Origin of the sequence: Hazenella coriacea (genome assembly GCF_004341825.1) — a bacterium.
Lineage (GTDB): Bacteria > Bacillota > Bacilli > Thermoactinomycetales > Thermoactinomycetaceae > Hazenella > Hazenella coriacea.
In genome coordinates this window covers 277480-298408 of record NZ_SMAG01000001.1, presented here as the reverse complement: position 1 = coordinate 298408, position 20929 = coordinate 277480, and the positions used below count along the sequence as shown (strand labels likewise).

At 39.3% G+C, this 20929-nt stretch carries 18 protein-coding genes; 12 read left to right on the top strand and 6 right to left on the bottom strand.

Features of this window, described 5'->3' with window-relative positions:
* Nucleotides 1–57: 57 nt before the first annotated feature.
* From EDD58_RS01440 to trxA, 6 genes are all read left to right on the top strand, one after another.
* On the top strand, nucleotides 58–1542 hold the full coding sequence (locus EDD58_RS01440) for a spore germination protein (protein WP_243648604.1): 1485 nt from the start codon (nucleotides 58–60) through the stop codon (nucleotides 1540–1542).
* A gap of 387 nt (nucleotides 1543–1929) precedes the next feature.
* Nucleotides 1930–3612 (top strand): long-chain-fatty-acid--CoA ligase, encoded by a 1683-nt coding sequence (locus EDD58_RS01435; RefSeq protein WP_131923063.1) that lies wholly within the window; start codon nucleotides 1930–1932, stop codon nucleotides 3610–3612.
* Between the two features lie 195 nt (nucleotides 3613–3807).
* Nucleotides 3808–4392, top strand: a complete 585-nt coding sequence (locus EDD58_RS01430) for a TetR/AcrR family transcriptional regulator (protein WP_131923062.1) — start codon at nucleotides 3808–3810, stop codon at nucleotides 4390–4392.
* Nucleotides 4393–4432: 40 nt separating this feature from the next.
* On the top strand, nucleotides 4433–5212 hold the full coding sequence (locus EDD58_RS01425) for an electron transfer flavoprotein subunit beta/FixA family protein (RefSeq protein WP_131923061.1): 780 nt from the start codon (nucleotides 4433–4435) through the stop codon (nucleotides 5210–5212).
* A 22-nt stretch (nucleotides 5213–5234) separates the two neighbouring features.
* Complete coding sequence (locus tag EDD58_RS01420; protein ID WP_131923060.1) at nucleotides 5235–6218, top strand: electron transfer flavoprotein subunit alpha/FixB family protein; 984 nt, start codon at nucleotides 5235–5237, stop codon at nucleotides 6216–6218.
* A gap of 263 nt (nucleotides 6219–6481) precedes the next feature.
* The gene (gene trxA / locus EDD58_RS01415) at nucleotides 6482–6805 is read left to right on the top strand and encodes a thioredoxin (RefSeq protein ID WP_131923059.1); all 324 of its coding nucleotides are present in this window, start codon (nucleotides 6482–6484) and stop codon (nucleotides 6803–6805) included.
* A gap of 41 nt (nucleotides 6806–6846) precedes the next feature.
* Here the strand turns inward: trxA and EDD58_RS01410 are convergent, their stop codons facing one another.
* On the bottom strand, nucleotides 6847–7857 hold the full coding sequence (locus EDD58_RS01410; RefSeq protein ID WP_131923058.1) for an efflux RND transporter permease subunit: 1011 nt from the start codon (nucleotides 7855–7857) through the stop codon (nucleotides 6847–6849).
* 200 nt (nucleotides 7858–8057) lie between these two features.
* Nucleotides 8058–9269, bottom strand: a complete 1212-nt coding sequence (locus tag EDD58_RS01405) for a hypothetical protein (RefSeq protein WP_131923057.1) — start codon at nucleotides 9267–9269, stop codon at nucleotides 8058–8060.
* A 331-nt stretch (nucleotides 9270–9600) separates the two neighbouring features.
* On the opposite strand from EDD58_RS01405, the gene uvrC reads away from it, so the two are divergent.
* The 3 genes from uvrC to EDD58_RS01390 all read left to right on the top strand — a co-directional run bounded on the left by uvrC (nucleotide 9601) and on the right by EDD58_RS01390 (nucleotide 13911).
* Entirely contained in the window at nucleotides 9601–11370 is a 1770-nt protein-coding gene (gene uvrC, locus EDD58_RS01400) for an excinuclease ABC subunit UvrC (RefSeq protein WP_131923056.1), read from the top strand.
* A 294-nt stretch (nucleotides 11371–11664) separates the two neighbouring features.
* Nucleotides 11665–12318 carry a TetR/AcrR family transcriptional regulator gene (locus EDD58_RS01395; RefSeq protein WP_131923055.1) on the top strand — a complete coding sequence of 218 codons (654 nt, stop codon included), beginning with the start codon at nucleotides 11665–11667 and terminating at the stop codon, nucleotides 12316–12318.
* Nucleotides 12319–12447: 129 nt separating this feature from the next.
* Nucleotides 12448–13911 carry a phytoene desaturase family protein gene (locus EDD58_RS01390; RefSeq protein WP_131923054.1) on the top strand — a complete coding sequence of 488 codons (1464 nt, stop codon included), beginning with the start codon at nucleotides 12448–12450 and terminating at the stop codon, nucleotides 13909–13911.
* Between the two features lie 132 nt (nucleotides 13912–14043).
* Here EDD58_RS01390 and tatA read toward each other — a convergent pair whose 3' ends face one another.
* Complete coding sequence (gene tatA / locus EDD58_RS01385; RefSeq protein WP_131923053.1) at nucleotides 14044–14223, bottom strand: twin-arginine translocase TatA/TatE family subunit; 180 nt, start codon at nucleotides 14221–14223, stop codon at nucleotides 14044–14046.
* A 465-nt stretch (nucleotides 14224–14688) separates the two neighbouring features.
* Between tatA and EDD58_RS01380 the strand changes: the two genes are divergently transcribed.
* Entirely contained in the window at nucleotides 14689–15009 is a 321-nt protein-coding gene (locus tag EDD58_RS01380; protein WP_131923052.1) for an SCP2 sterol-binding domain-containing protein, read from the top strand.
* Nucleotides 15010–15060: 51 nt separating this feature from the next.
* Here EDD58_RS01380 and EDD58_RS01375 read toward each other — a convergent pair whose 3' ends face one another.
* From EDD58_RS01375 to EDD58_RS01365, 3 genes are read right to left on the bottom strand one after another with little or no spacing between them, the layout of a single operon-like run.
* Nucleotides 15061–16269, bottom strand: a complete 1209-nt coding sequence (locus tag EDD58_RS01375) for a Ger(x)C family spore germination protein (protein ID WP_131923051.1) — start codon at nucleotides 16267–16269, stop codon at nucleotides 15061–15063.
* A gap of 5 nt (nucleotides 16270–16274) precedes the next feature.
* The gene (locus EDD58_RS01370; protein ID WP_131923050.1) at nucleotides 16275–17798 is read right to left on the bottom strand and encodes a spore germination protein; all 1524 of its coding nucleotides are present in this window, start codon (nucleotides 17796–17798) and stop codon (nucleotides 16275–16277) included.
* Complete coding sequence (locus EDD58_RS01365) at nucleotides 17795–18886, bottom strand: GerAB/ArcD/ProY family transporter (protein WP_131923049.1); 1092 nt, start codon at nucleotides 18884–18886, stop codon at nucleotides 17795–17797. Before EDD58_RS01365 ends, EDD58_RS01370 begins: the two co-directional genes overlap by 4 nt.
* A 181-nt stretch (nucleotides 18887–19067) precedes the next feature.
* Here EDD58_RS01365 and EDD58_RS01360 point away from each other — a divergent pair, with 181 nt between their 5' ends.
* Nucleotides 19068–20000 (top strand): ABC transporter permease, encoded by a 933-nt coding sequence (locus tag EDD58_RS01360; RefSeq protein WP_131923048.1) that lies wholly within the window; start codon nucleotides 19068–19070, stop codon nucleotides 19998–20000.
* A complete protein-coding gene (locus EDD58_RS01355; protein ID WP_131923047.1) occupies nucleotides 20001–20924 on the top strand; it encodes an ABC transporter permease in 924 nt (307 codons plus the stop codon). It abuts the gene before it with no gap.
* The last annotated feature ends 5 nt before the right edge of the window (nucleotides 20925–20929 follow it).

Genomic DNA, 20929 nt, shown 5'->3' with positions numbered 1-20929 from the left:
TTGCAAGTCGCTTCTTCTGGTAATAATGGAGAGATCACGGCAGAATAGGTGATTTCAGTGGAGGAAGCTCAAAACAAAGCGAATATGCAGGTTCGTTTAACAGATTCATTGGCGAATAATACTACTTTACTCAATGAAATCTTAGGGGTAAAAAAAAGCTTTGATGTGATCTGTCGGAAACTTCATTATGCAGGTCACCCATTTGCGCTTTACTTTGTGGATGGATTTGCTAAAGATGATATCTTAAATTTAATCATGGAAGACCTTGCTCATCTACGTCCTGGTGAACTAGGGAAACAACCAATTAAGAAGTTGGTTGAGAATAAAGTTGCTTATTTGGAAGTAGAGTCCACAGATAAGGTTGAAAAGATCGTGATTTCCGTGCTTTCTGGTCAACTCGCACTTCTGATGGACGGACAGTCTGAGGCCATTCTGATCGATGCTAGAAGTTATCCGGCTCGAGGACCTGAGGAGCCTGACATTGAGCGGGTCGTACGTGGGGCACGGGATGGATTTGTAGAGACACTCATTTTTAATACAGCCCTAACTCGACGGAGATTGCGGGATCCCTCCCTGCGTATGGAGCATATGCAAGTGGGGAAGCGCTCGCAAACAGATGTGGTTCTTGCTTATATTGAAGATGTGGCTGACCCCTCTTTAGTCAACCAGTTGCGAGATAAAATAAAAAAAGTGATGGTCGATGGATTACCTATGGGAGAGAAAAGCCTGGAAGAATTTTTATTTAGGCATCATTGGAACCCTTATCCAATCGTTCGATTTACAGAACGTCCTGATGTAGCCGCTGTCCATCTGTTGGAAGGACACGTTCTCATCTATGTAGATACTTCTCCGAGTGTCATGATTACGCCTACAACTTTTTTTCATCATGTACAACATGCGGAAGAATATCGACAAAAGCCAAGCGTTGGAGCTTTTCTACGGTGGGTTCGCTTTTTTGCTATGTTTACTTCTTTGTTTGTCCTGCCATTGTGGTATCTATTTGCAATCGAACCTCATCTACTACCAGAAGGATTGCAATTTCTAGGGTTGAAGAAGTCAGGAGAAGTCCCTCTGCTTGGGCAAATTGTTTTTGCCGAGATTGGCATTGAAGTTTTACGGATGGCGTCGATTCATACCCCTTCACCACTGGCGACGGCATTGGGATTGGTAGCCGCTATTTTACTAGGGGAGATTGCTGTTGATGTAGGTTTGCTTTCTTCAGAGGTTATTTTATATGTAGCAGTGGCAGTGATTGGCACCTTTGCGACTCCCAGCTACGAGATGGGATTGGCAAATAAGCTTACTCGTCTTTGGTTGATCATACTGATTGGTTTGTTTAAGTTACCGGGGCTTGTGATTGGTTTGCTCATTTGGTTCTTTTTATTGATGCGGATTAATGTGTTGGGTACGCCCTATATGTGGCCGTTACTCCCTTTCAATGCAAAAGCTCTTTGGGATGTGTTAGTTAGAACGCCAATGCCGATGAAAACGAAACGTCCTAGTGTGATTTCGCCTCAAGATCCTGACCGAAGAAGTGGGTAGAGCGATTTAAGGATTGTTAAGATGCTGAGAATCTGTCGGATTTTTGTTTCATGAATACGAAAGGCTTTAGGTTTTGTTGATAGTAATCATTCGATTATTTTCATCACTCCTAAAGCTTATTTTTATTCAAACTTGACTTAAGCAAAACAACTTAAATAAATTAGAAGTCAGGTAGCTTGATTGAATGAACCTGGAGGAGAAAAAAGATGTTTTCTAATGATTAATTGAGTTTCCTTTACAAAAAATCATATTTTTGTTCACAGAAATGAAAAAAATAGTTTGATTATGATGTGAAATTAGATAGAATGAGTTTGGGAGATAAAATAAATTTGGAATACTTTTACCTAATAATGAATGACTATTCAGTCGAAACGGGAGGGAAACCGGATGGCAACTACTGAAAAAATATGGCTTCGTCATTATCCGCCACAAGTTCCAGCGAGTCTAGAATATCCGCGGATTACACTCACACAATTTTTGATTGACGCAGCTACTGAATTCCCTGAACGGGATGCCATCGAATTCTTAGGAAAACGAATTTCCTTTCGTGAATTGCTCGATGAAGCATACCGTTTTGCTAATGTCCTTAAAAGCTTAGGTGTTCGTAAGGGTGAGCGTGTCAGCTTGATGTTACCGAACTCACCACAAGCTGTCATCGCTTACTACGGATCTTTAATCGCCGGTGCAGTGGTCGTACAGTTTAACCCTTTGTATATGGAAAGGGAATTGGAACACCAGTTGAATGACAGCGAATCGGAGACGATGGTTTGTCTTGATCTTGTGTACAATAAGGTGAGACATGTTCGAAAACAAACCCAGTTAAAGAGGGTCATTGTAACGAGCTTAAAAGAGCACTTACCGTTTCCGAAGAATTGGCTTTATTCGATAAAAACATTACTGGATGGTTCATATCAAAAAATTAGTTATGATGAGACTACACTTTCTTATTCTCAGCTCATGCAGAAAGCGCTTCCAAATGAGATAGATATCTCTGATCAGTCTCCCGAGGATTTAGCATTACTTCAATATACAGGTGGTACCACGGGTTTAGCTAAAGGTGCGATGCTAACTCATAGTAATTTAGTGGCGAATGCGATTCAGTCAGTGGCTTGGATGTATAAAGGAAAGCGAGGCCAAGAAAAGGTTTTGGGCGCATTGCCATTTTTCCATGTTTATGGAATGACTGTCGTGATGAACTTTGCCATTTCTATTGGTGCTACCATGATCTTGGTTCCTAGATTTGATCGTCACCAAATTCTTAAAATCATTAATCAGAAAAAACCAACTTATTTTCCAGGTGCTCCAACCATGTATGTATCACTGATCAATGAGCCTGACATTCGAAAATACGATCTCTCTTCTATTGTGGCTTGTTTAAGTGGATCAGCACCTCTTCCTGTGGACGTTCAAGAAAAGTTTGAGGAGTTGACAGGTGGCCTTTTGATTGAGGGCTATGGGATGACAGAGACTTCTCCAGTCACTCATGCCAACTTGATTTGGGATCGTGTTAAAAATGCCACGATTGGCTTACCTTGGCCTGATACAGATGCTCGAATTGTTGATCCAAGTACCAAAGAGGTATTAGAGATTGGCGGTGTGGGCGAATTACAAGTCAAAGGTCCACAAGTGATGAAGGGGTACTGGAATCGCCCTGATGAAACCAAAGAGATGTTACAAGAAGATGGATGGTTAAGTACAGGGGATATCGCAACCATGGATGAAGATGGGTACTTCTACATCTTAGATCGCAAAAAAGATATGATCATTGCAGGTGGGTTAAACATTTATCCACGTGAAGTTGAAGAAGTTTTATTTGAACATCCTGCTATTCAAGAAGCGGCTGTAGTGGGTGTTCCACATAAATATCGTGGGGAAACAGTAAAGGCCTTTATTGTTCTTAAGTCAGGCAAAAAAGTGACTGAAAAAGAACTAGATAAATATTGCCGAAAAAAATTAGCAGCTTATAAAATTCCTCGAATCTATGAATTTAGAACAGAGTTGCCAAAGTCGTCGATTGGTAAAGTGTTACGTCGGGTTCTACAGGATGAGTCAAATAAAGTAAATATATGATAAACACTTTTGATTTCATATACCGAGGAAAAAAACCTCGGTAATTTTATTGTCAAAAATAATGAAAATTGATATATTTGCTTTGGTTCTATTTTTATACTTTGCTGAAATCGTTGACAAAGGGTTTGTGCCATACTAAACTAATTATTGAATGAATCATCATTCAGCGCTGAATGACAGAGAGGAACATGACCCATGGCTAAACGGACTGGAGAGAAGTACAACGCTATTATTGAAGCGGCTGTACGGGTGATTGCTGAATATGGCTATCATAATGCTCAAGTGTCTAAAATCGCTCGTGAAGCCAAGGTGGCAGACGGAACCATCTACCTTTACTTTGAAAATAAAGATGATGTTCTGATTTCGCTCTTTAGTGAAAAAATGGGAACCTTTATCAGCGATGTAGAAGAAAGCATCAGCAAAGTAGAATCTCCCATTGATCAGCTCCACAAGTTGATCACTCTACATTTTCAAAACTTGGAGCGGGATCATCAGTTAGCGATTGTGACACAAATTGAATTGCGTCAATCGAATCCAGAGGTTCGCAAAGGGATTGGGAATATTTTAAAGCGATATCTAGATGTGATTGACCGTGTAATTGAGTCAGGGATCGAACAAGGATTATTCAGAAGCGACACAGATGTGCGTATTGTCCGTAGGATGATCTTTGGAACCTTGGACGAAACTGTAACATCTTGGATCATGAATAATCATAAATACAGTTTACTCAGTCAAGTAGATCAAATTCATAGCCTATTGGTCAAAGGTATGGGAAAATAAAATAGGTGAACAGTTCTGCGAAACAAGGAGGAACGACCATATGAACATCTTGGTTTGCTTAAAACAGACATTTGATACCGAAGAGCGAATCTCGATTGAAAATGGACAGATTCAAGACGAAGGTGTAGAATTTGTCATCAATCCCTACGATGAGTATGCAGTTGAAGAAGCGATTAAATTGAAAGAAGAGCATGGCGGGGAAGTGACTGTCATTACAATTGGCCCTGAACGTGCAGAACAAGCTTTACGCACTGCAATGGCTATGGGAGCAGATAAAGGTGTCATTGTTGATCTCGAAGACTTTGAAGAAGAAGTAGATGAGCATACAGTGGCACAGATTTTAGAAGCTACGATTAAAGAAGAAGATTTGGAATTTGATATCATTCTTTGCGGATATATGGCTGTGGATGATGGTTCAGCACAAGTAGGACCTCGTCTAGCAGAGCTACTTGATATTCCACATATTTCTACAGTGACTAAGTTGACTATTGATGGAGATCAAGTATCAGTGGAAAAGGATGTGGAAGGGGATACCGAATACATCGACTCGAAACTTCCAGTTCTTGTGACTGCTCAACAAGGGTTAAACGACCCACGCTATCCTTCCTTACCAGGGATTATGAAAGCTAAAAAGAAACCGCTTTCCCGCTTAGATTTAGATGATCTCGAGATCGACGAGGATGAGATCGAAGCGAAAACAGAAACTGTCGAAGTTTTCCTACCTCCCAAAAAAGAAGCAGGAAAAATTCTACAAGGAGAAATTGCGGATCAAGCCAAGGAATTGGTGCAATTGCTACGTTCTGAAGCGAAAGTGATCTAATAGCGAGGAGGATATTAAACCAATGAGCAAACATGTACTCGTGTTAGCAGACGTTCGTGATGGAAAGTTACGTAATGTTAGTATGGAAGCATTAGCTGCAGCTAAGATGGTTGCTGATGGTGGATCGATCACGGCTGCTGTATTAGGTAGCTATGGAAAAGAATTAGCAGAAACTTTAGCACATCATGGAGCAGAGCGAGTTGTCGTTGTTGAGAACAAAGAATTAGATCAATATACGACTGATGCTTACTTCCAAGTTCTCAAAAAGGTAGTTGACCATGTGAAGCCAGATGCGATTTTTACGGGTCATACTGCTGTAGGTAGGGATGTAAGTCCACGACTTGCTGCTCGCTTAGGAATCGGATTAATTTCAGATTGTACTCATATTGAAGTCGTGGATGGGAAAGTTACTTTTACTCGTCCGATCTATGCAGGAAAAGCATTTGTCAAAAAAGTAGTGAAAGATGGAATCATTTTTGCTACGCTTCGTCCTAATAATATTCCTGCTGAAGAGCCTGATCTCAGTCGTACAGCTCAAGTGGAAGAGTTAACGGTTGACTTTGCTCCAGATTCACTTCGAACCATCGTCAAAGAGGTTGTAAAAAAATCTTCAGATGGTGTTGATCTCTCCGAAGCTCGAGTAGTTGTCGCTGGAGGACGCGGTGTTAAAAGCGAAGATGGATTTAAGCCATTACAAGAACTCGCTGATCTATTGGGCGGTGCCGTAGGTGCTTCTCGTGGTGCTTGCGACTCCAATTATTGTGACTATGCATTGCAAATTGGACAAACAGGTAAAGTAGTCACTCCAGATCTTTATATTGCTTGTGGGATCTCTGGTGCGATTCAACACTTAGCTGGAATGTCTAACTCTAAAGTGATTGTTGCCGTTAATAAAGACCCTGAAGCACCCATCTTCCAAGTGGCGGATTATGGAATTGTCGGAGATTTGTTTGAGGTTGTTCCATTATTGATAGAAGAATTTAAAGCCGTATTATCTGATAAATAGAACATTGATTTTACAGGAGTATTTTTGAATGAAAAGGGGAAAGAGCACATTAGCCAGTGCTCTTTCTTAGTGTGATGATATTTTTGGAACTTTTTTTAGTACGGTGGTATACTAATCACTGTGAAAAGGGTTAAGAATTCACTGGCTGGATCTGTTACATCAATGAAAAGAGTCCTTAGGATTATGAAGGATTAAGCTCATCACTTTTTGAAAAAGTGGGTAGCATGTTGTAACAGCTTATCGAATAAGGAGGTTTATTTAGAATGGCAATTGTAGATGTTACCGACCAAACATTCGCAAAAGATGTAGAGTCTGCGGATGCAGGAACAGTACTTGTGGATTTTTGGGCACAATGGTGTGGACCTTGCCGTATGTTAGCACCAATTTTAGAAGAGGTTGACGCTGAATTGGGTGACCAATTGAAAATAGCGAAAGTGAATGTGGACCATAACCCAGAAACAGCAGGTCGCTATGGGATTATGAGCATTCCAACTCTCATGGTGTTTAAAAATGGTGAAATGGTAGCTAAAATTCCCGGCTTACAACCTAAAGAGCAATTGATTGAATGGCTAAAACAACATTTTTAACCTGAGAAAGGCGAGTATAAAAGTACTCGCCTTCTTCTATTCTAAAGATCAAGCTTAGGTGGTTGATTTGACGATGGAGGTGAATCAAAAGTAAAGGGTTGATTAAATGGTTGTTGATTGATTCTGAAGTGCATATGTCCCTCATTAGATCCATTTGACGGAGGGAAAAGGTGTTGCCGTAGTTTTTTATTATATCGGTCGGAGATCCATAAAATAGGAAAAGATATAGTTAATGGAATGAATAGTAGATAGAGGATCACTAAAAAGATTAGACCAATCACACCTGGGATCGCTTCATTGCCTGTAAGTTCAGCAACCGCTCCTAGAACAAGGACGAGACAAAGCATGATTAGATACATCACTGTAACAATGATTATGAAGGAACTTAGATAGGCGAGTGCAGATAGGATCATTTGTCCGATCGAACGAAAAAAGAGTTTCATACTTAGAGCAATTGATTTCCAAGCACCTGCACCTTCTTGGATAATGAAGATGGGAGCATGGATGGCAATGGCAATTAGAAAGATCATTGCCACAATAAAAAGGGAGATGAAGAGCAGACCAAGAACAAAACTAGGAACAATATTCACGGCATCTAAAATGATCAGTGGTAAATAAAGGACTAACATGACAGGGATGACAACCACAAAAGAAAAGATGAATGACATCCAAGTCAACTTGAACATGTATAGAAAAGCCTTTGAAAAATATGTTCCGATGGTAGAGCTGTTGTTTTGAGATGCTTCTAAACTAAAAGCATATGTACCACCCATCCAAATGGAGTTACAAAGACTCCCTATAAATATGAGCAAGATATATAAAATTACCAAAATAATCAAAAACATAAATCCAGTTGCTATACTAGACTCTAAAAGTTGAGCAGGATCTTTATAATCCGTACCAATCATAGCCCAAAATGTACCACCAGCGCCAAAGAGAAAAGCAATAGATACCAACAAGATTGCACCTATAGCAAATAGAACATGACTAATGATTAATCCAAGTAGATTAATCCAGCTCAACTTCAAACTATGGCGAAACGCAAATAGCATGCCCTCACTCCTATGTGCTTTCAAGCAAAATCTACAACATACATTATCATATAGAAAAAAGAACCCTTTGTCTACTAAAAAACAAGAATTTTTACTTTATATACAAAAAAAGAAAGTTGTAGTGAAATTGAAAAAGGCAATATCTTTAGGATAACCTAAAAATATTGCCTTCATTAGAGTTTGAAATTAATACTTTAATTTTAGGATGACTTTCCAGAATCATCATTCGTAGAGTTGTCAGATGAAGAAGAATCGCTTTTAAAGCCCCATGAGAGTTTACTTTCATGATCAGAAGAGCTTGAATGACGATCAGATTCTGAAGAAGAAGCTTCATCTTCGGGTTTTGATGTTTTTTCGGAGGAAGCTATTTCAGAGTTTGCCGTGGAACTTGAAGAGCTTTGTTGATCATTTCTGTCATCATTGGTTTGATTCTGGTGGCTTTTTAAACCAAAGTACAACTGGTTTGAACCCGTATTTTCGATCGGTGCTAAACCTAATGTAGGACGCAAGTATTTATAGTAGCGTAGGGTAACGAGTAAACTGACAATCGTTAGGAAGAAGGGTGATACCCACCATCCAATTAAGAAATTGTATAGGTTGCTTACTGTACTGAAAGTATTTAAAGAGTAGAATAAAAAATCATCCAAATTGTCGGTGGTAACCCCACTGATCAAAGCTGAAATGAGAAAAATCAGGATCAATGAACCGATACTATAAAGAAGATAGTAAATACCAAAGTAATAGAAAGAACTGCCAAACACCCGACCGAACTTACTTTTACATAATTGAATAGAGGCTTTGACTGAATCAAACACTCCTGCATTTTCTGCGACCAAAACGATAGGAGCATGGAAAAATAGCAAGTAACATAATATTGAGAGAAGGAGAGTAGCTAGAACTAGTACGATCCCAATAAACAGACCTAGACCACTTCCCATGTTAAAGGCAAATACTGTGAAAACAATCAACAAGATGATCGGGATGGAAGGCAAAAATAAGATTGTTAAGTTTAATAGGAACATTTTCCACATTTTTTTAAACCCTTGAACAAAAAATGTTCCAATACTTAAACTGCCTTCTAAGATAGGTTGAATGGTAACACTAATGGTTCCAGCTTGTAGAAAGGCTGTCAGTAGACTAACACCCACCATGAAAATCATAAAACCTAATATACCCATGATAACAAATCCAGTCGATAAACCAGTGGAGAATAGGCTATCAAGGCTATCAGGATTCGAAGGATCAAATCCTCCTAATGTTGTTGCGAAAAAGAGACCGATGAATATAAATGCGAGCAGTATAAAAACAAAATAAGCGGCAAGTGCAGTAAAAAAGACAACTAAGTTTCCTAGGAGTACACTTGCATACATTTTAAGTCCATGTTGCTTAAAAATCTCTGAAAAACTGGGCACGATTGACAACACTCCCTTTCATACATAGACCAATCATCTAGTGCCTAATTTTTGCCCTCTTTTCAAGTTGTGTCTAGCGAATAACGTTAAGAAGTTATTTGTTTGGAGCACACAAACTTATCTTACAAGAAAAATAGCCCCTCACCTGAAATGTAGGCACTACTAGAGTTAGATATATTGAATCTGCTCTGTTAAAATAACTGTATCATGTGCCTTTAGGTCATAAAGGTTGTTGTGCGATTTCTGCTCATTGTTTCAAGTGCAATCAAATGAGGAATCGATTCATGATAAGTATATTATAAAAGATTTATTACGAAAGGGGGGAAGATATATGTCTTTGATACAGAATAAATTGTCGCTTCTCCCAGAACAACCGGGCTGTTATTTGATGAAAAATAAAGATGATGAGATTATCTATGTAGGGAAAGCCAAAAGCCTACGTAATCGAGTCCGCTCTTATTTTACAGGTAGCCATGATGGTAAGACTCAACGTCTGGTAATGGATATCGTAGATTTTGAATATATTGTGACAGGAAGCAATTTAGAAGCTCTGATCTTAGAGTGTAATCTCATCAAAAAACATCGACCACACTATAATGTGATGTTAAAAGATGATAAATCATATCCTTATATTCGCTTAACGAAAGAGAAGCATCCACGATTGGAAGTAACCCGGAAGTTGAAAAAGGATGGTTCCAAGTATTTTGGACCTTATCCCCATGCTGGAGCAGCCCAACAAACTAAAAAGCTATTGGATCGCTTATTTCCACTTCGCAAGTGTCGTACAATTCCAAAGAGGGTTTGCCTCTATTATCACCTTGGACAATGTCTGGCTCCGTGTGAAATAGAAGTAAACTCTGCTGAATTAGAACAGATTACTAAACAAATCACTCGTTTTTTAAATGGGGGATCTTCAGAGTTACAACGTGAACTCAAAAAGAAAATGGAAGAGGCTGCAGAAGCTTTAGAATTTGAACGTGCGAAAGAGTATCGGGATCTCATTTCTGATATAGAGGCAACGATGGAAAAGCAAAATATTGTTTTAAATGACCACACCAACCGTGATTTCTTCGGCTATGCTGCTGATAAGGGATGGATGTGTGTTCAAGTCTTTTTTGTACGACAGGGAAAGTTGATCGAAAGAGAAGTATCGATTTTTGCCCATTACAATGAACCTGAAGAAGACTTTATCTCATATATCGCCCAGTTTTATCATGATCTACCTACCTTGCCTAAAGAAGTTGATCTCCCTGAAGGTGTAGATCAGGAATTAATCGCTGACTTGCTTCAGGGCGTGAATGTTCATGTACCACAACGAGGGATGAAAAAAAATCTAGTGAATATGGCGATGGAGAATGCAAAAATTGCTCTTCATGAGCGTTTTCAGCTGATGGAGCGAGATGAGGAAAAGACGATTCAAGCGATAGAGCAATTAGGACGCTTGATGGGGATCGGATTACCTCGGCGGATTGAGGCATTTGATAATTCCAATATTCAAGGGACAGATCCTGTCTCTGCAATGATCTGTTTGCTGGATGGAAAGCCTGCGAAAAAAGAGTACCGTAAATTTAAGATTCGCTCTGTAGAGGGACCTGATGATTACGAAACGATGCGTGAAGTAATCCGCCGCCGCTATACACGTGTACTCAAAGAAAATCTGCCTTTACCTGACTTGATTTTAGTTGATGGTGGAAAAGGACAGATGTCTGCCGCTATAGATGTACTGGAAAATGAACTGGGTTTATATGTACCCATTGGGGGCATGGTCAAAGATGATAAACATCAAACGGCCCGGTTGTTATTCGGTGATCCACCTCAAGAAGTGGATCTAAAGAGGGGAACCCAAGAATTCTATCTCCTCCAACGGATTCAAGAAGAAGTACATCGGTTTGCGATCAGCTTTCATCGACAGACCCGTGGTAAAACAATGATTCAATCACAGTTAGACGAAATTCCTGGAGTAGGTCCCAAGCGAAAACAACAACTCTTTAGACATTTTGGCACCATTGAAAACATGAAAAAAGCATCAATAGAAGAGTATCGTAAAGCAGGTATTGGGGATCACTTAGCAAAAAACATCATTGAATTACTAAATAATTAAACCGTTTCTAAGAAAAGCCTTAGAGACGGTTTTTTAAAATGATATAAAAGTTCAGGTTTTACCTACTAATGTGAATTCAAGCTTAGTCCAAGATATATGGATTGAAATGGGAAAGACAGTTGTATAAACTTTGCCTAGGCGGTACTTTAAATATCAAAATTACTCTAGCTTCTATTATGGTAATAAGCATCATTGATTTAATCCTTATTTGAATCAGAAGAGTTTGACGTAAGGATAAAATATTATTTAACAATATACTTAGTAGTATATTTATTGATCAAGGAGTAAATATGAGTGATCAACAAAAAACATAGAAGTTATCCATTGAGAAGAAATCCAGGTAGACCCAAAAGGTCTGAGCAAAAAGGTCAAGTAGATACAGAATCATTAATTTTACATCATGCAGGTCTTTTATTTATGAAGTCTGGGTATGCAGGGGTTTCGATGAGTGCGATTACCAATGAAGTTGGTATTACTAAGCCTACTCTGTATCACTACTTTCCAGACAAAGAGCATCTATATACAGCTGTACTGTGTGATTGTTTAGCTCGAATTGGTAAGGAGATTGTCACTGTCATTGATGGTGTAGGGACAGTGCGTGAAAAATTATTTGGACTTGCTTATGGTTTTTTTCGTTTTGCTCCCATGTCGATGAGTTCGCTCATGCGAGATGTAGATAGTAAATTAGATTCTACTTTGATAAAAAAAGTTTATGCTTCCTATGACCGATGGATCATAGACCCGCATGAAATGTTATTTTTAAAGGGAATGAAACAGGGAGAACTAGAAGATGATCATAATCAAGTTCGTTTACGGGTTGATATGTGGTTAGGTCTTTTAGATGCTCTTTCACAAAGAAGGACCTATGTAGGCAAAGATCATGAAAAATTAGTGGAGTTAACGCAAACAGTTGTCACTCAGTTTATGGATGGGATCGTAAAAAAATAACCCTAACACTTATGAATGACTCGTCTAGAAAAATGCTCATATCGGGTTAGTTAAAAACACACATACTGATCCCAAGTTTGTAAAGAAGTACCGAGAGATTGATCATCATTGGGAAGGGAAGAACATCTTATGAAAAAAGGTGTGGTCATCGGCGGGGGAATTGCGGGACTTGTATCTGCTTCAGTTCTCGCAGCAAAGGGTTATCAAATCACTTTGTTGGAGAGACAAGCAACATTGGGAGGGAAGCTACAGGATATTCAATTAAAGCATTATCGATTTGACTTAGGTCCTTCGACGATTACCATGCCCTGGATTTTTGAGCGCGTTTTTCGAGAAGCTGGTAAAACTATTGATCCTGCACTACGCTTTATCCCCTTAGCCGTGAATAGCCGAAATTTTTTTGCCAATGGAAGTGCGATTGACTTAACTGCTGATCCTGATTATATGGCAGAACAGTTAGTCACCTTTTCGCCTGAAAATCGAAGTGGTTTTCTTGAATATTTATCTGAAATTCAACGCATGTATGAAATTGTGGAAGACCATTTTTTTGAAAACCCAATGGTTGAGTGGAGAGATTATTTTAAACCTGAGTTAATTAAATCTCTGCTTTCTGTTCATCCACTACAATCCATGGATTCTTTTCACCGAAAATACTTCGATGATCCCCGATTGATTTCTATGATGAATCGTTATGCTACTTATGTAGGTTCCTCTCCATATGAAACACCTGCTACATTTTCATTGATCGCTTATTTGGAGATGGTTCAGGGGGTTTACTATATTGAGGGAGGGAATTACCGACTTATCGAGGCTTTAGAGCGATTGGCTCAGTCCGTAGGGGTAAAAATCGTTAAGGAATGTCCGGCGGAGATGATTTTAACTAGAAAGAATAAAGTGGTGGGGGTTCTAGCAGGAGGCGAGGATTGGGATGCTGACTTTGTCATTTCCAATGTGGATGTAAGAACAACCCAAGAGAAACTTTTATTACTTCCAAAAAGGAAGATTCGACGTGATGTACTTAGTTTCTCTAGCTTCTTATGTTTATTTGGGGTAAACAAGAAATTCCCTCATTTACATCATCATAACCACTTTTTCCCCAGAAATTATGGACGAGAGTTTATTGATATTTTTGAGCAAAAAACATGGCCCCTTTCTCCAGCTATTTATATATGTAATTCAGGATTTTCAGAGATTGATCGTGCTGGCAAAGGCTCCAATCTATATGCTTTAGTTCATGTGCCTGCGAAGGATTCAAATCAGCCTTCGACCGTAGAAGACACATACAAATACCGATCGAATATCGTGCATTGGTTAGAGAATAACTGGAAATTAGAAGGGTTATCGGATGCGATTGAGGTGGAACGTTGGTACGGACCTTCAGAAATGGAAAAGTTCACAGGTGCATGGCAGGGATCACTTTATGGTTCCGTTTCACATGGAAAAAAGGCATTTTTTCGTCCACCCATGAAAGAACATTCCTGTAAGGGGCTTTATTACACTGGAGGAACGACACATCCTGGAGGAGGCACTCCAATGACTGTTTTAAGTGGGTTGACAGTCGCCAATCTGATTCAACGAGAAGATAAAAAATAATTGGACAACTGTTTATTGTAGTGATTACTTAGAGAATCTCTGATCTTAAATCAAAAGAGTCAGGATCAATCCCATCTTTCAAGTTAAATCGAAAGACGTTGACCCTGACTCCTAAAATAAAAGCATAGCCAATTACTTAGAATCTTCTTTTTTACCCTCATCGGATTTATTACCTGAGATCGCATCACGAAATTGTTTTAAGGTCTGACCTGTAGCACGCCCAAGTTCAGGCAATTTCTTGGGACCAAACAAAAGCAGTACGACTACAAGGATGATAATCAGGCCAGGAATGCCAATATTAGTAGGCAACATATATATCACGCTCCAGTTGGAGTCACCGTTTATCTTTCACGATTTATTATAGACCCTCTATATTGAAAAGCCAAGTTAAGGTTTATTGAAAGTTATTGGGAGTGATGAAAAGAAACGATTAATTTTATCTAACCAATCAATCTAGGAGAAGAGATATTTCTCTGACGCATAACTGTTGCGAGTACGCTAAGAGAGTGCAGCAGAGAAACAACGACCTGACGGTATGTGGTTCGAGATTTGTTACTAAAATGGCTCATATAGAGGGATTAGTTATGTGTATCTTCGAGTTAGTGATAAATATAATCCGTTTTTGTATAAATTGACTCTGACTTTTACCTGTTTTCATAGTAAAATGAATATACATTCATTAGGTTGTTGATATTCCTCAAAAGATAATGACGAAACACTGTTTTCTACTTCTTTGTCATCAGCCCTATGAAAAGAACTTATATAGGAGGTACTCTTATGTCCGTAAAGGAAACTTTAGCGACATTAGCAGACAAAATCAATGGGAACCCTGAGGGAATTCAGGAACTAGATGTCACTTATCAATTAGATCTAAATGAAGTTTACCAGATTCGCTTTCACGAAGGTAAGGTGGAAGTAGCAGAGGGAACCCCTTGGGAAGCAGTATGTACATTACAACTTAGTGATGATAATTTTGTCAAATTAGTAGAAGGATCTCTAAATCCTACATCCGCGTTTATGACGGGAAAGCTGAAAATTAAAGGGGCTCTAGGACAAGCCTTAAAACTTCAATCTATTTTTAACCAATACTCTAAGTAAGGGTCAGTCATCATATGTAGATTACCGGACAAGGAGTACTTGTCCGGATTTTTATTGATTGATGGGGATTTTTTCTTTTTTCTTTGAATCGGATTTTATAATCTCATCCGGATTAGAAATGGCTTTTCCGTAGTCAAACACCTTTACTTTGACTTGAACCTTTTTCAATAAGTCAGGATGAAGTGTTAAAGAGTGACTCTTAGCCATTTGATTCCATCGACGAAAGTCTTTTCTGTACAATGTGTTAAACAAATTGTACACGTCATGATTTTTCTGAAGAGCCTTTTCGAAGGTTTGACGTATTTCTGTCTCGATCGCTTCTGCAGCACGACGTTCAATTAACTTTTCATCCATCGGAATTTCTTTACTTGTGATACTTCCTTCTACGGAAATGTTGATCTGAAAAGCTACTTTTCCATCTTGGATGATAGGGATAATTTTAGAGTTGGGTTGCTTCATCGTCATAGTGATCGCGGGTTTTCCTTTAAAAGGAATAGTGAGTAGAATGCGGTTGGCATCTTCAGAAAACCAGATGATTCCAGGTAATTCTTCTGCAAACATATTTCCTTTTAGTTGCCAATTTTGGATCAACCAGACTCCATTGATGCTTAAGGATGTATGTGACTCTTTAGGGTCTGTCCACTGTTCCTGAGAAATTGTTAGGTTAGGTAAAAAGGCTGTTCGATTGGGCTCGTAAACTTGTGACATAAATCGGTTAATTCGGATCGGTTCGATGAATGAGCTTTGTTCAAAGACCTCTTTGGGATCACCCAGTTTCGAATATACAGGTGTAGATTCCATAACTGGAGTAGTGTTTAAAATTTCCTCGATCGGTTTGTCAGTCCCATATAACCAAACGATATGCCTGACTTCATTATAACGAGTTAGTGAGTCTAGCGTTTCTTTCAATCCTTTATTTAAAGCCTCTTTACTAAAAACAATAGCACTGAGATGCCCCCAGTAAATTCTCCGTTGGGCTGTAGCATAAAGATTATGGATGGCAGAGATTAAAGTACTACCTACTCCTTTTCCTACCCAGGCACCGACTTGCTCGCCTTGTCCACCTGAACTCCCTCCACTTTCCTGTTTAGCCAGTGTAGAAAAGTTCAGGACTTGTGCATACACCTCATAACGATTATTTTTATAATCTACACCTAAAGCATGAACATAAAACATGTGTTCAAGTTCTCGCATGTCCCAACATCCCGTTAATGAAACAAGTAACATAACAATGAGAGATCGACTTAACCATTTCTTCATATTTTTTACCTCTGACGACGAGTGTCCTTGGATTTGGTCATTTGGGGTCGTTTTTTAATATAAGGAATAGGGATACGCAACACTCCCTGTATAAAGTCTTGAAACGAAAATGGTGAGATCGGTGCTAGGTATGAGACTCCAAAGGAACGCAAGTTGGATAGGTAGATCAAGACGACAAAAACCGATAGGAGAAAGCCATAAATTCCGATCAGGGAAGAGATGATGAGAATACCAAAGCGGATCACCGAAATAACCCCCTGTAGGGACTGATTGACTAAGGTGAACGTAGAAACGGCTGTGGTAGCTACGACTACTAACAGAGTGGGGCTTGTTAGTCCTGCTCGGATCGCTGCTTCTCCAATGATAAGTCCGCCTACGACGGAAAGCGTTTGCCCTACAGCACTGGGTAATCGAATCCCGGCTTCTCGAAACAGTTCAAACAGAATGAGCATGATGATTGCTTCCATGGGAGTAGATAAGGGAACTCCTTTTCGAGATAACACAAGGGTTGAGAGTAGTGAAAGTGGGATTTGGTCTGGATGATAGGTAGTGATTGCAATATATAGACCAGGTAAAAAAAAGGAGACTAGTAATCCAATGGTGCGAAAAAAACGCTCTACGGTCACGTAGAGATAGGATTGGTGTAAATCTTCAGGTGTTTTTAGTAACAAAGCTAAGTTTACTGGTGCGATCATAGCCGTTGGAATCCCATCTAGTAAAAGAATAAAGCGACCTTTTAAGAGGGCATTGGAAACATAGTCTGGACGCCCTGTATAGTCATACAATGGGAAAATGGTGAAAGGGGAATAGTCTGTAAGATAGTCGATCAGATCAGAGTAGCTACTGATGGCATCGATCCGAATCTCGGATAGTTGTTTTTTTACTTTAGTAATCACCTCAGGTCGAGCAATATCATCAATATACAGAAGTCCAACTGATGTTTTGCTTCTGACTCCCACTGTAAATTTTTCATAATAAAGGGAAGCTGTTGGCAGGCGTTTACGAATCAAAGCCACATTAACGGTAATATTTTCTGTAAAATTATCACGTGAACCCAAGAGGGCGATTTCTGTATTGGATTCTTCAGGAGTTCGTTGGGGTTGGTCAGCCACATTTAACAAAAAGGCTCCTTCTAATCCATCGATCAGTAACGCTAATTGCCCAGCAAATATCTGTCTAAGTAAAGGTTCTAATTGATCTTCTTTTTTGATGTCAGTATATAACCATTTATTTAATACATCATTCACTTGGATTTCTTTTACTGATATCGACTCAAGTAACTGTTGAAGGCAAGGGAAAACAAGTTCATTGATCTGTTTATGAGAGCTTAGTCCTTCGTTATAAATCCATAGCGTCTCAACAGGTTGATCTTTGCTTTGAAACTGTTTGGTTGCTATGATCACATCTTGACAGTGGGAGAGCTTTTCCCGTAATAACTGCTCATTTTCTTTAAAGCTTGTTTTTAAGGGTGGAGACTTATGAGACTTATTCTTTTGTCCGATCTTGTCAAGAAAATGGTTCCACTTCACTGACTTTTCATCCTTTCAGACTTGCCAAAGGTTGCGAAGAAAAATAGAAAAGAGATGGTGACTGATGTGATGAATGTATAAGGTAAATAAAATTTAGCTAAGTATGTAATGAATTGCAGATCACTGATGGGGATCTGTGAAATGATAATGATGGTGCCTGAGATGAATAAAAGTAAATAAAATCTCTTTTTCTTCGTTTGAATTAAGAGAAGATCTGGGAGTAAGAAAAGAGCAATGGAAATCCGAACAAATGATCCAACTAACCATTGATAAATGGATAAGAAATCGACATTTTCTAAATAACGACCAAAGGTAACCAGCCTCCATTCTTCAAAGGCTGGAAAGCGCAAACGACTTGCTTCGTATGGCCCAAATTCGATAATGGCTCCAATTAATGGTCCTAACATCAAGATAATTAAGGTTAGACCTGTCAGATACAAAGGGAGCAGACGGATTTTCGATTTCAGTTGATGTTGCATGATGACCAATAGTGTGATTCCTACAAATCCCGATCCTGCATAGAGCATTCCTGATAAGGGACGTTGAAGTCCTTGCTCGAAGACTGGGAATAATAAAGAGTAATCTTTATGTTGGAAATTGGCAATGGCTACGAAAAGGCCGAGAAGAATTACGACGGGTAATAAAATTCCATTGACAATGGCAATCACGCGGATGCCTGAATAGGCGGCATAAAAGCAAACCGTGATTAAGGTTATAACAAGAACAAAGTTGGGTGTTTCAGGAAGATAAGAAATATTAGCCCAATAGGTTACATCCCGTAGAGTCATGCTGATCATGAGAAATAATTCTAGGACAATAAAGCTAATGATGATGGTGGCAATTACTTTTCCCCAACGATTTTTTAACCATTGATATAAATGCTCTTGGTGCGTTCGTTTCATAATCACATAGATGATTGGTAACCAAAGGAGAAAGAGGATCGCAGAGAACAAGACGGTGATCCAAGCATCACGCCCTGATGACTCCAACAATGTGGGCATAATGATGACATGATCTAATACGCCAACAGCCGTAACCAAAATAAAAATGGCTTGAATGGAGCTGATTTTATCAGATGAGTGATTCATAAATAACTCCTTTTATATAATGAATCTGAGGATTATTCTTGCCTTTACAAGGTTTTTTATGTAACAAAATCTGTTGCATCTGGTTATCTTGTTCTCTTGACTGAAAACCTATTTTTAAGAGATGATTAAAAATAGTCCTAGATTGAATAATTTTCTACATAAACGAATGGAGGTGTCAGGTTTGGTTCGGTATATCATTCGGCGATTATTACAGATGGCGGTTACTTTATGGGTGATCGCAACGGTCACGTTTTTAATGATGAAAGCGGTACCTGGAGATCCTTTTTCTAATGATAAAGAGTTACCGGATCAGGTCTTACAAAACCTGAAAGCGTATTATCATCTAGATGAACCCCTTTCTACGCAGTATGTTATTTACATGAAAAGTTTGCTCCAGTTGGATTTAGGGCCTTCGATTAAGTATGAAACACGTACCATTAATGATATTGTTACGGAAACTTTTCCGGTCTCAGCCCAACTAGGAGCTCAGGCACTAATTGTAGCTATTGTTCTAGGGTTAATATTGGGAACGATCGCAGCTTTGAGACAGAATAAACTGTTAGACTATTCAGCCATGGTTCTGGCTGTTGTAGGGATCTCGGTTCCAAGCTTTGTACTAGCGCCCATACTACAAAAGTATTTGGCAGTGGAATGGGGTTTGTTTCCCGTGACGAGTAATGAATTATTTATATCTACCATCATGCCAACGGTTGCGTTAGCAGCTTTTCCACTTGCGACAGTCACGCGTTTGATGCGTTCAAGTATGGTGGAGGTTTTGCGACAAGATTTTATTCGAACGGCTCGTTCTAAGGGATTACCTCCTACCAAAGTAGTTTGGCGTCATACCGCCCGAAATGCGATTTTACCAATTGTGACAATCCTTGGACCTTTAATGGTAGGGATTTTAACCGGAAGTTTTGTCGTAGAAAAAATCTTTTCGGTTCCGGGGATCGGAAAGCACTTTGTTGAGAGTATTTCAAATCGTGACTATCCTCTAATAATGGGAGTAACTCTTTTTTACTCAAGCTTACTGATTTTCATGAATTTCTTGGTGGATTTGGCTTATGGAGTGATTGATCCAAGAATCAAACTAGCCAAAAAAGGAGGGAAATAAATGGAACCAGCAGTTTCCCCACGCTTTCAACCCGCTGTTCGATCACAAAAGTCAATGGAAACGATTCGCCGACCACAAACCACTTATTGGAAAGATGTTTGGCGGCGGCTACGCAAAAATAAGTTAGCGCTTACGGGTTTCATTCTGATTCTACTGATTACTACGATGTCGATCATCGGGCCTATGATTTCCCCCTATAGTTCAAAAGAACAAAACTTAGAGACAGGGATCAATCAGCCTCCTTCAAGTGATCATTGGTTTGGAACAGATGAGTTAGGAAGGGATGTCTTTGTTCGGGTATGGGAAGGCGGACGAATCTCACTGACGATCGGGATTGTAGCTGCTTTAGTCGATCTTCTCATTGGTGTGTTATATGGTGGGATTTCAGGATATCGGGGTGGACGAATCGATGAGATGATGATGCGATTGGTCGATATTTTATGGGGTCTACCTTACTTATTAACAGTTATCCTACTTCTAGTGGTACTTCCCCCTGGCTTACCAACAATTATTATTGCTTTAACTGTAACAGGATGGTTAAGCATGGCACGGCTTGTTCGTGGACAGGTATTGCAATTAAAAGAGCAAGAGTATGTTTTAGCGGCTGTAACTCTGGGAGCAAGTACTAGACGGCTCTTATTTAAACATCTTATTCCTAATTCCATGGGACCCATCATCATCATGCTTACATTGACGGTTCCATCAGCAATCTTTGCAGAAGCTTTTCTAAGTTTTCTAGGTCTTGGTGTACAAGCACCCATTGCTAGTTGGGGAACGATGATTAATGATGCATTAATCACAGTCTTATCTGGAGAATGGTGGAGACTCTTTTTCCCGGCGTTATTCCTTTGTTTGACGATGTTAGCATTCAATGCTTTTGGTGATGGTCTGCGCGATGCCTTGGACCCAAAAATGAAAAAATAGAAGGG

Excerpts from the sequence above, each read along its gene's own strand:
- EDD58_RS01435 (WP_131923063.1), top strand. The coding sequence starts at position 1,930 with ATGGCAACTACTGAAAAAATATGGCTTCGTCATTATCCGCCACAAGTT.
- EDD58_RS01430 (WP_131923062.1), top strand. The coding sequence starts at position 3,808 with ATGGCTAAACGGACTGGAGAGAAGTACAACGCTATTATTGAAGCGGCT.
- EDD58_RS01425 (WP_131923061.1), top strand. The coding sequence starts at position 4,433 with ATGAACATCTTGGTTTGCTTAAAACAGACATTTGATACCGAAGAGCGA.
- EDD58_RS01420 (WP_131923060.1), top strand. The coding sequence starts at position 5,235 with ATGAGCAAACATGTACTCGTGTTAGCAGACGTTCGTGATGGAAAGTTA.
- trxA (WP_131923059.1), top strand. The coding sequence starts at position 6,482 with ATGGCAATTGTAGATGTTACCGACCAAACATTCGCAAAAGATGTAGAG.
- EDD58_RS01410 (WP_131923058.1), bottom strand. The coding sequence starts at position 7,857 with ATGCTATTTGCGTTTCGCCATAGTTTGAAGTTGAGCTGGATTAATCTA.
- uvrC (WP_131923056.1), top strand. The coding sequence starts at position 9,601 with ATGTCTTTGATACAGAATAAATTGTCGCTTCTCCCAGAACAACCGGGC.
- EDD58_RS01390 (WP_131923054.1), top strand. The coding sequence starts at position 12,448 with ATGAAAAAAGGTGTGGTCATCGGCGGGGGAATTGCGGGACTTGTATCT.
- tatA (WP_131923053.1), bottom strand. The coding sequence starts at position 14,223 with ATGTTGCCTACTAATATTGGCATTCCTGGCCTGATTATCATCCTTGTA.
- EDD58_RS01380 (WP_131923052.1), top strand. The coding sequence starts at position 14,689 with ATGTCCGTAAAGGAAACTTTAGCGACATTAGCAGACAAAATCAATGGG.
- EDD58_RS01375 (WP_131923051.1), bottom strand. The coding sequence starts at position 16,269 with ATGAAGAAATGGTTAAGTCGATCTCTCATTGTTATGTTACTTGTTTCA.
- EDD58_RS01365 (WP_131923049.1), bottom strand. The coding sequence starts at position 18,886 with ATGAATCACTCATCTGATAAAATCAGCTCCATTCAAGCCATTTTTATT.
- EDD58_RS01355 (WP_131923047.1), top strand. The coding sequence starts at position 20,001 with ATGGAACCAGCAGTTTCCCCACGCTTTCAACCCGCTGTTCGATCACAA.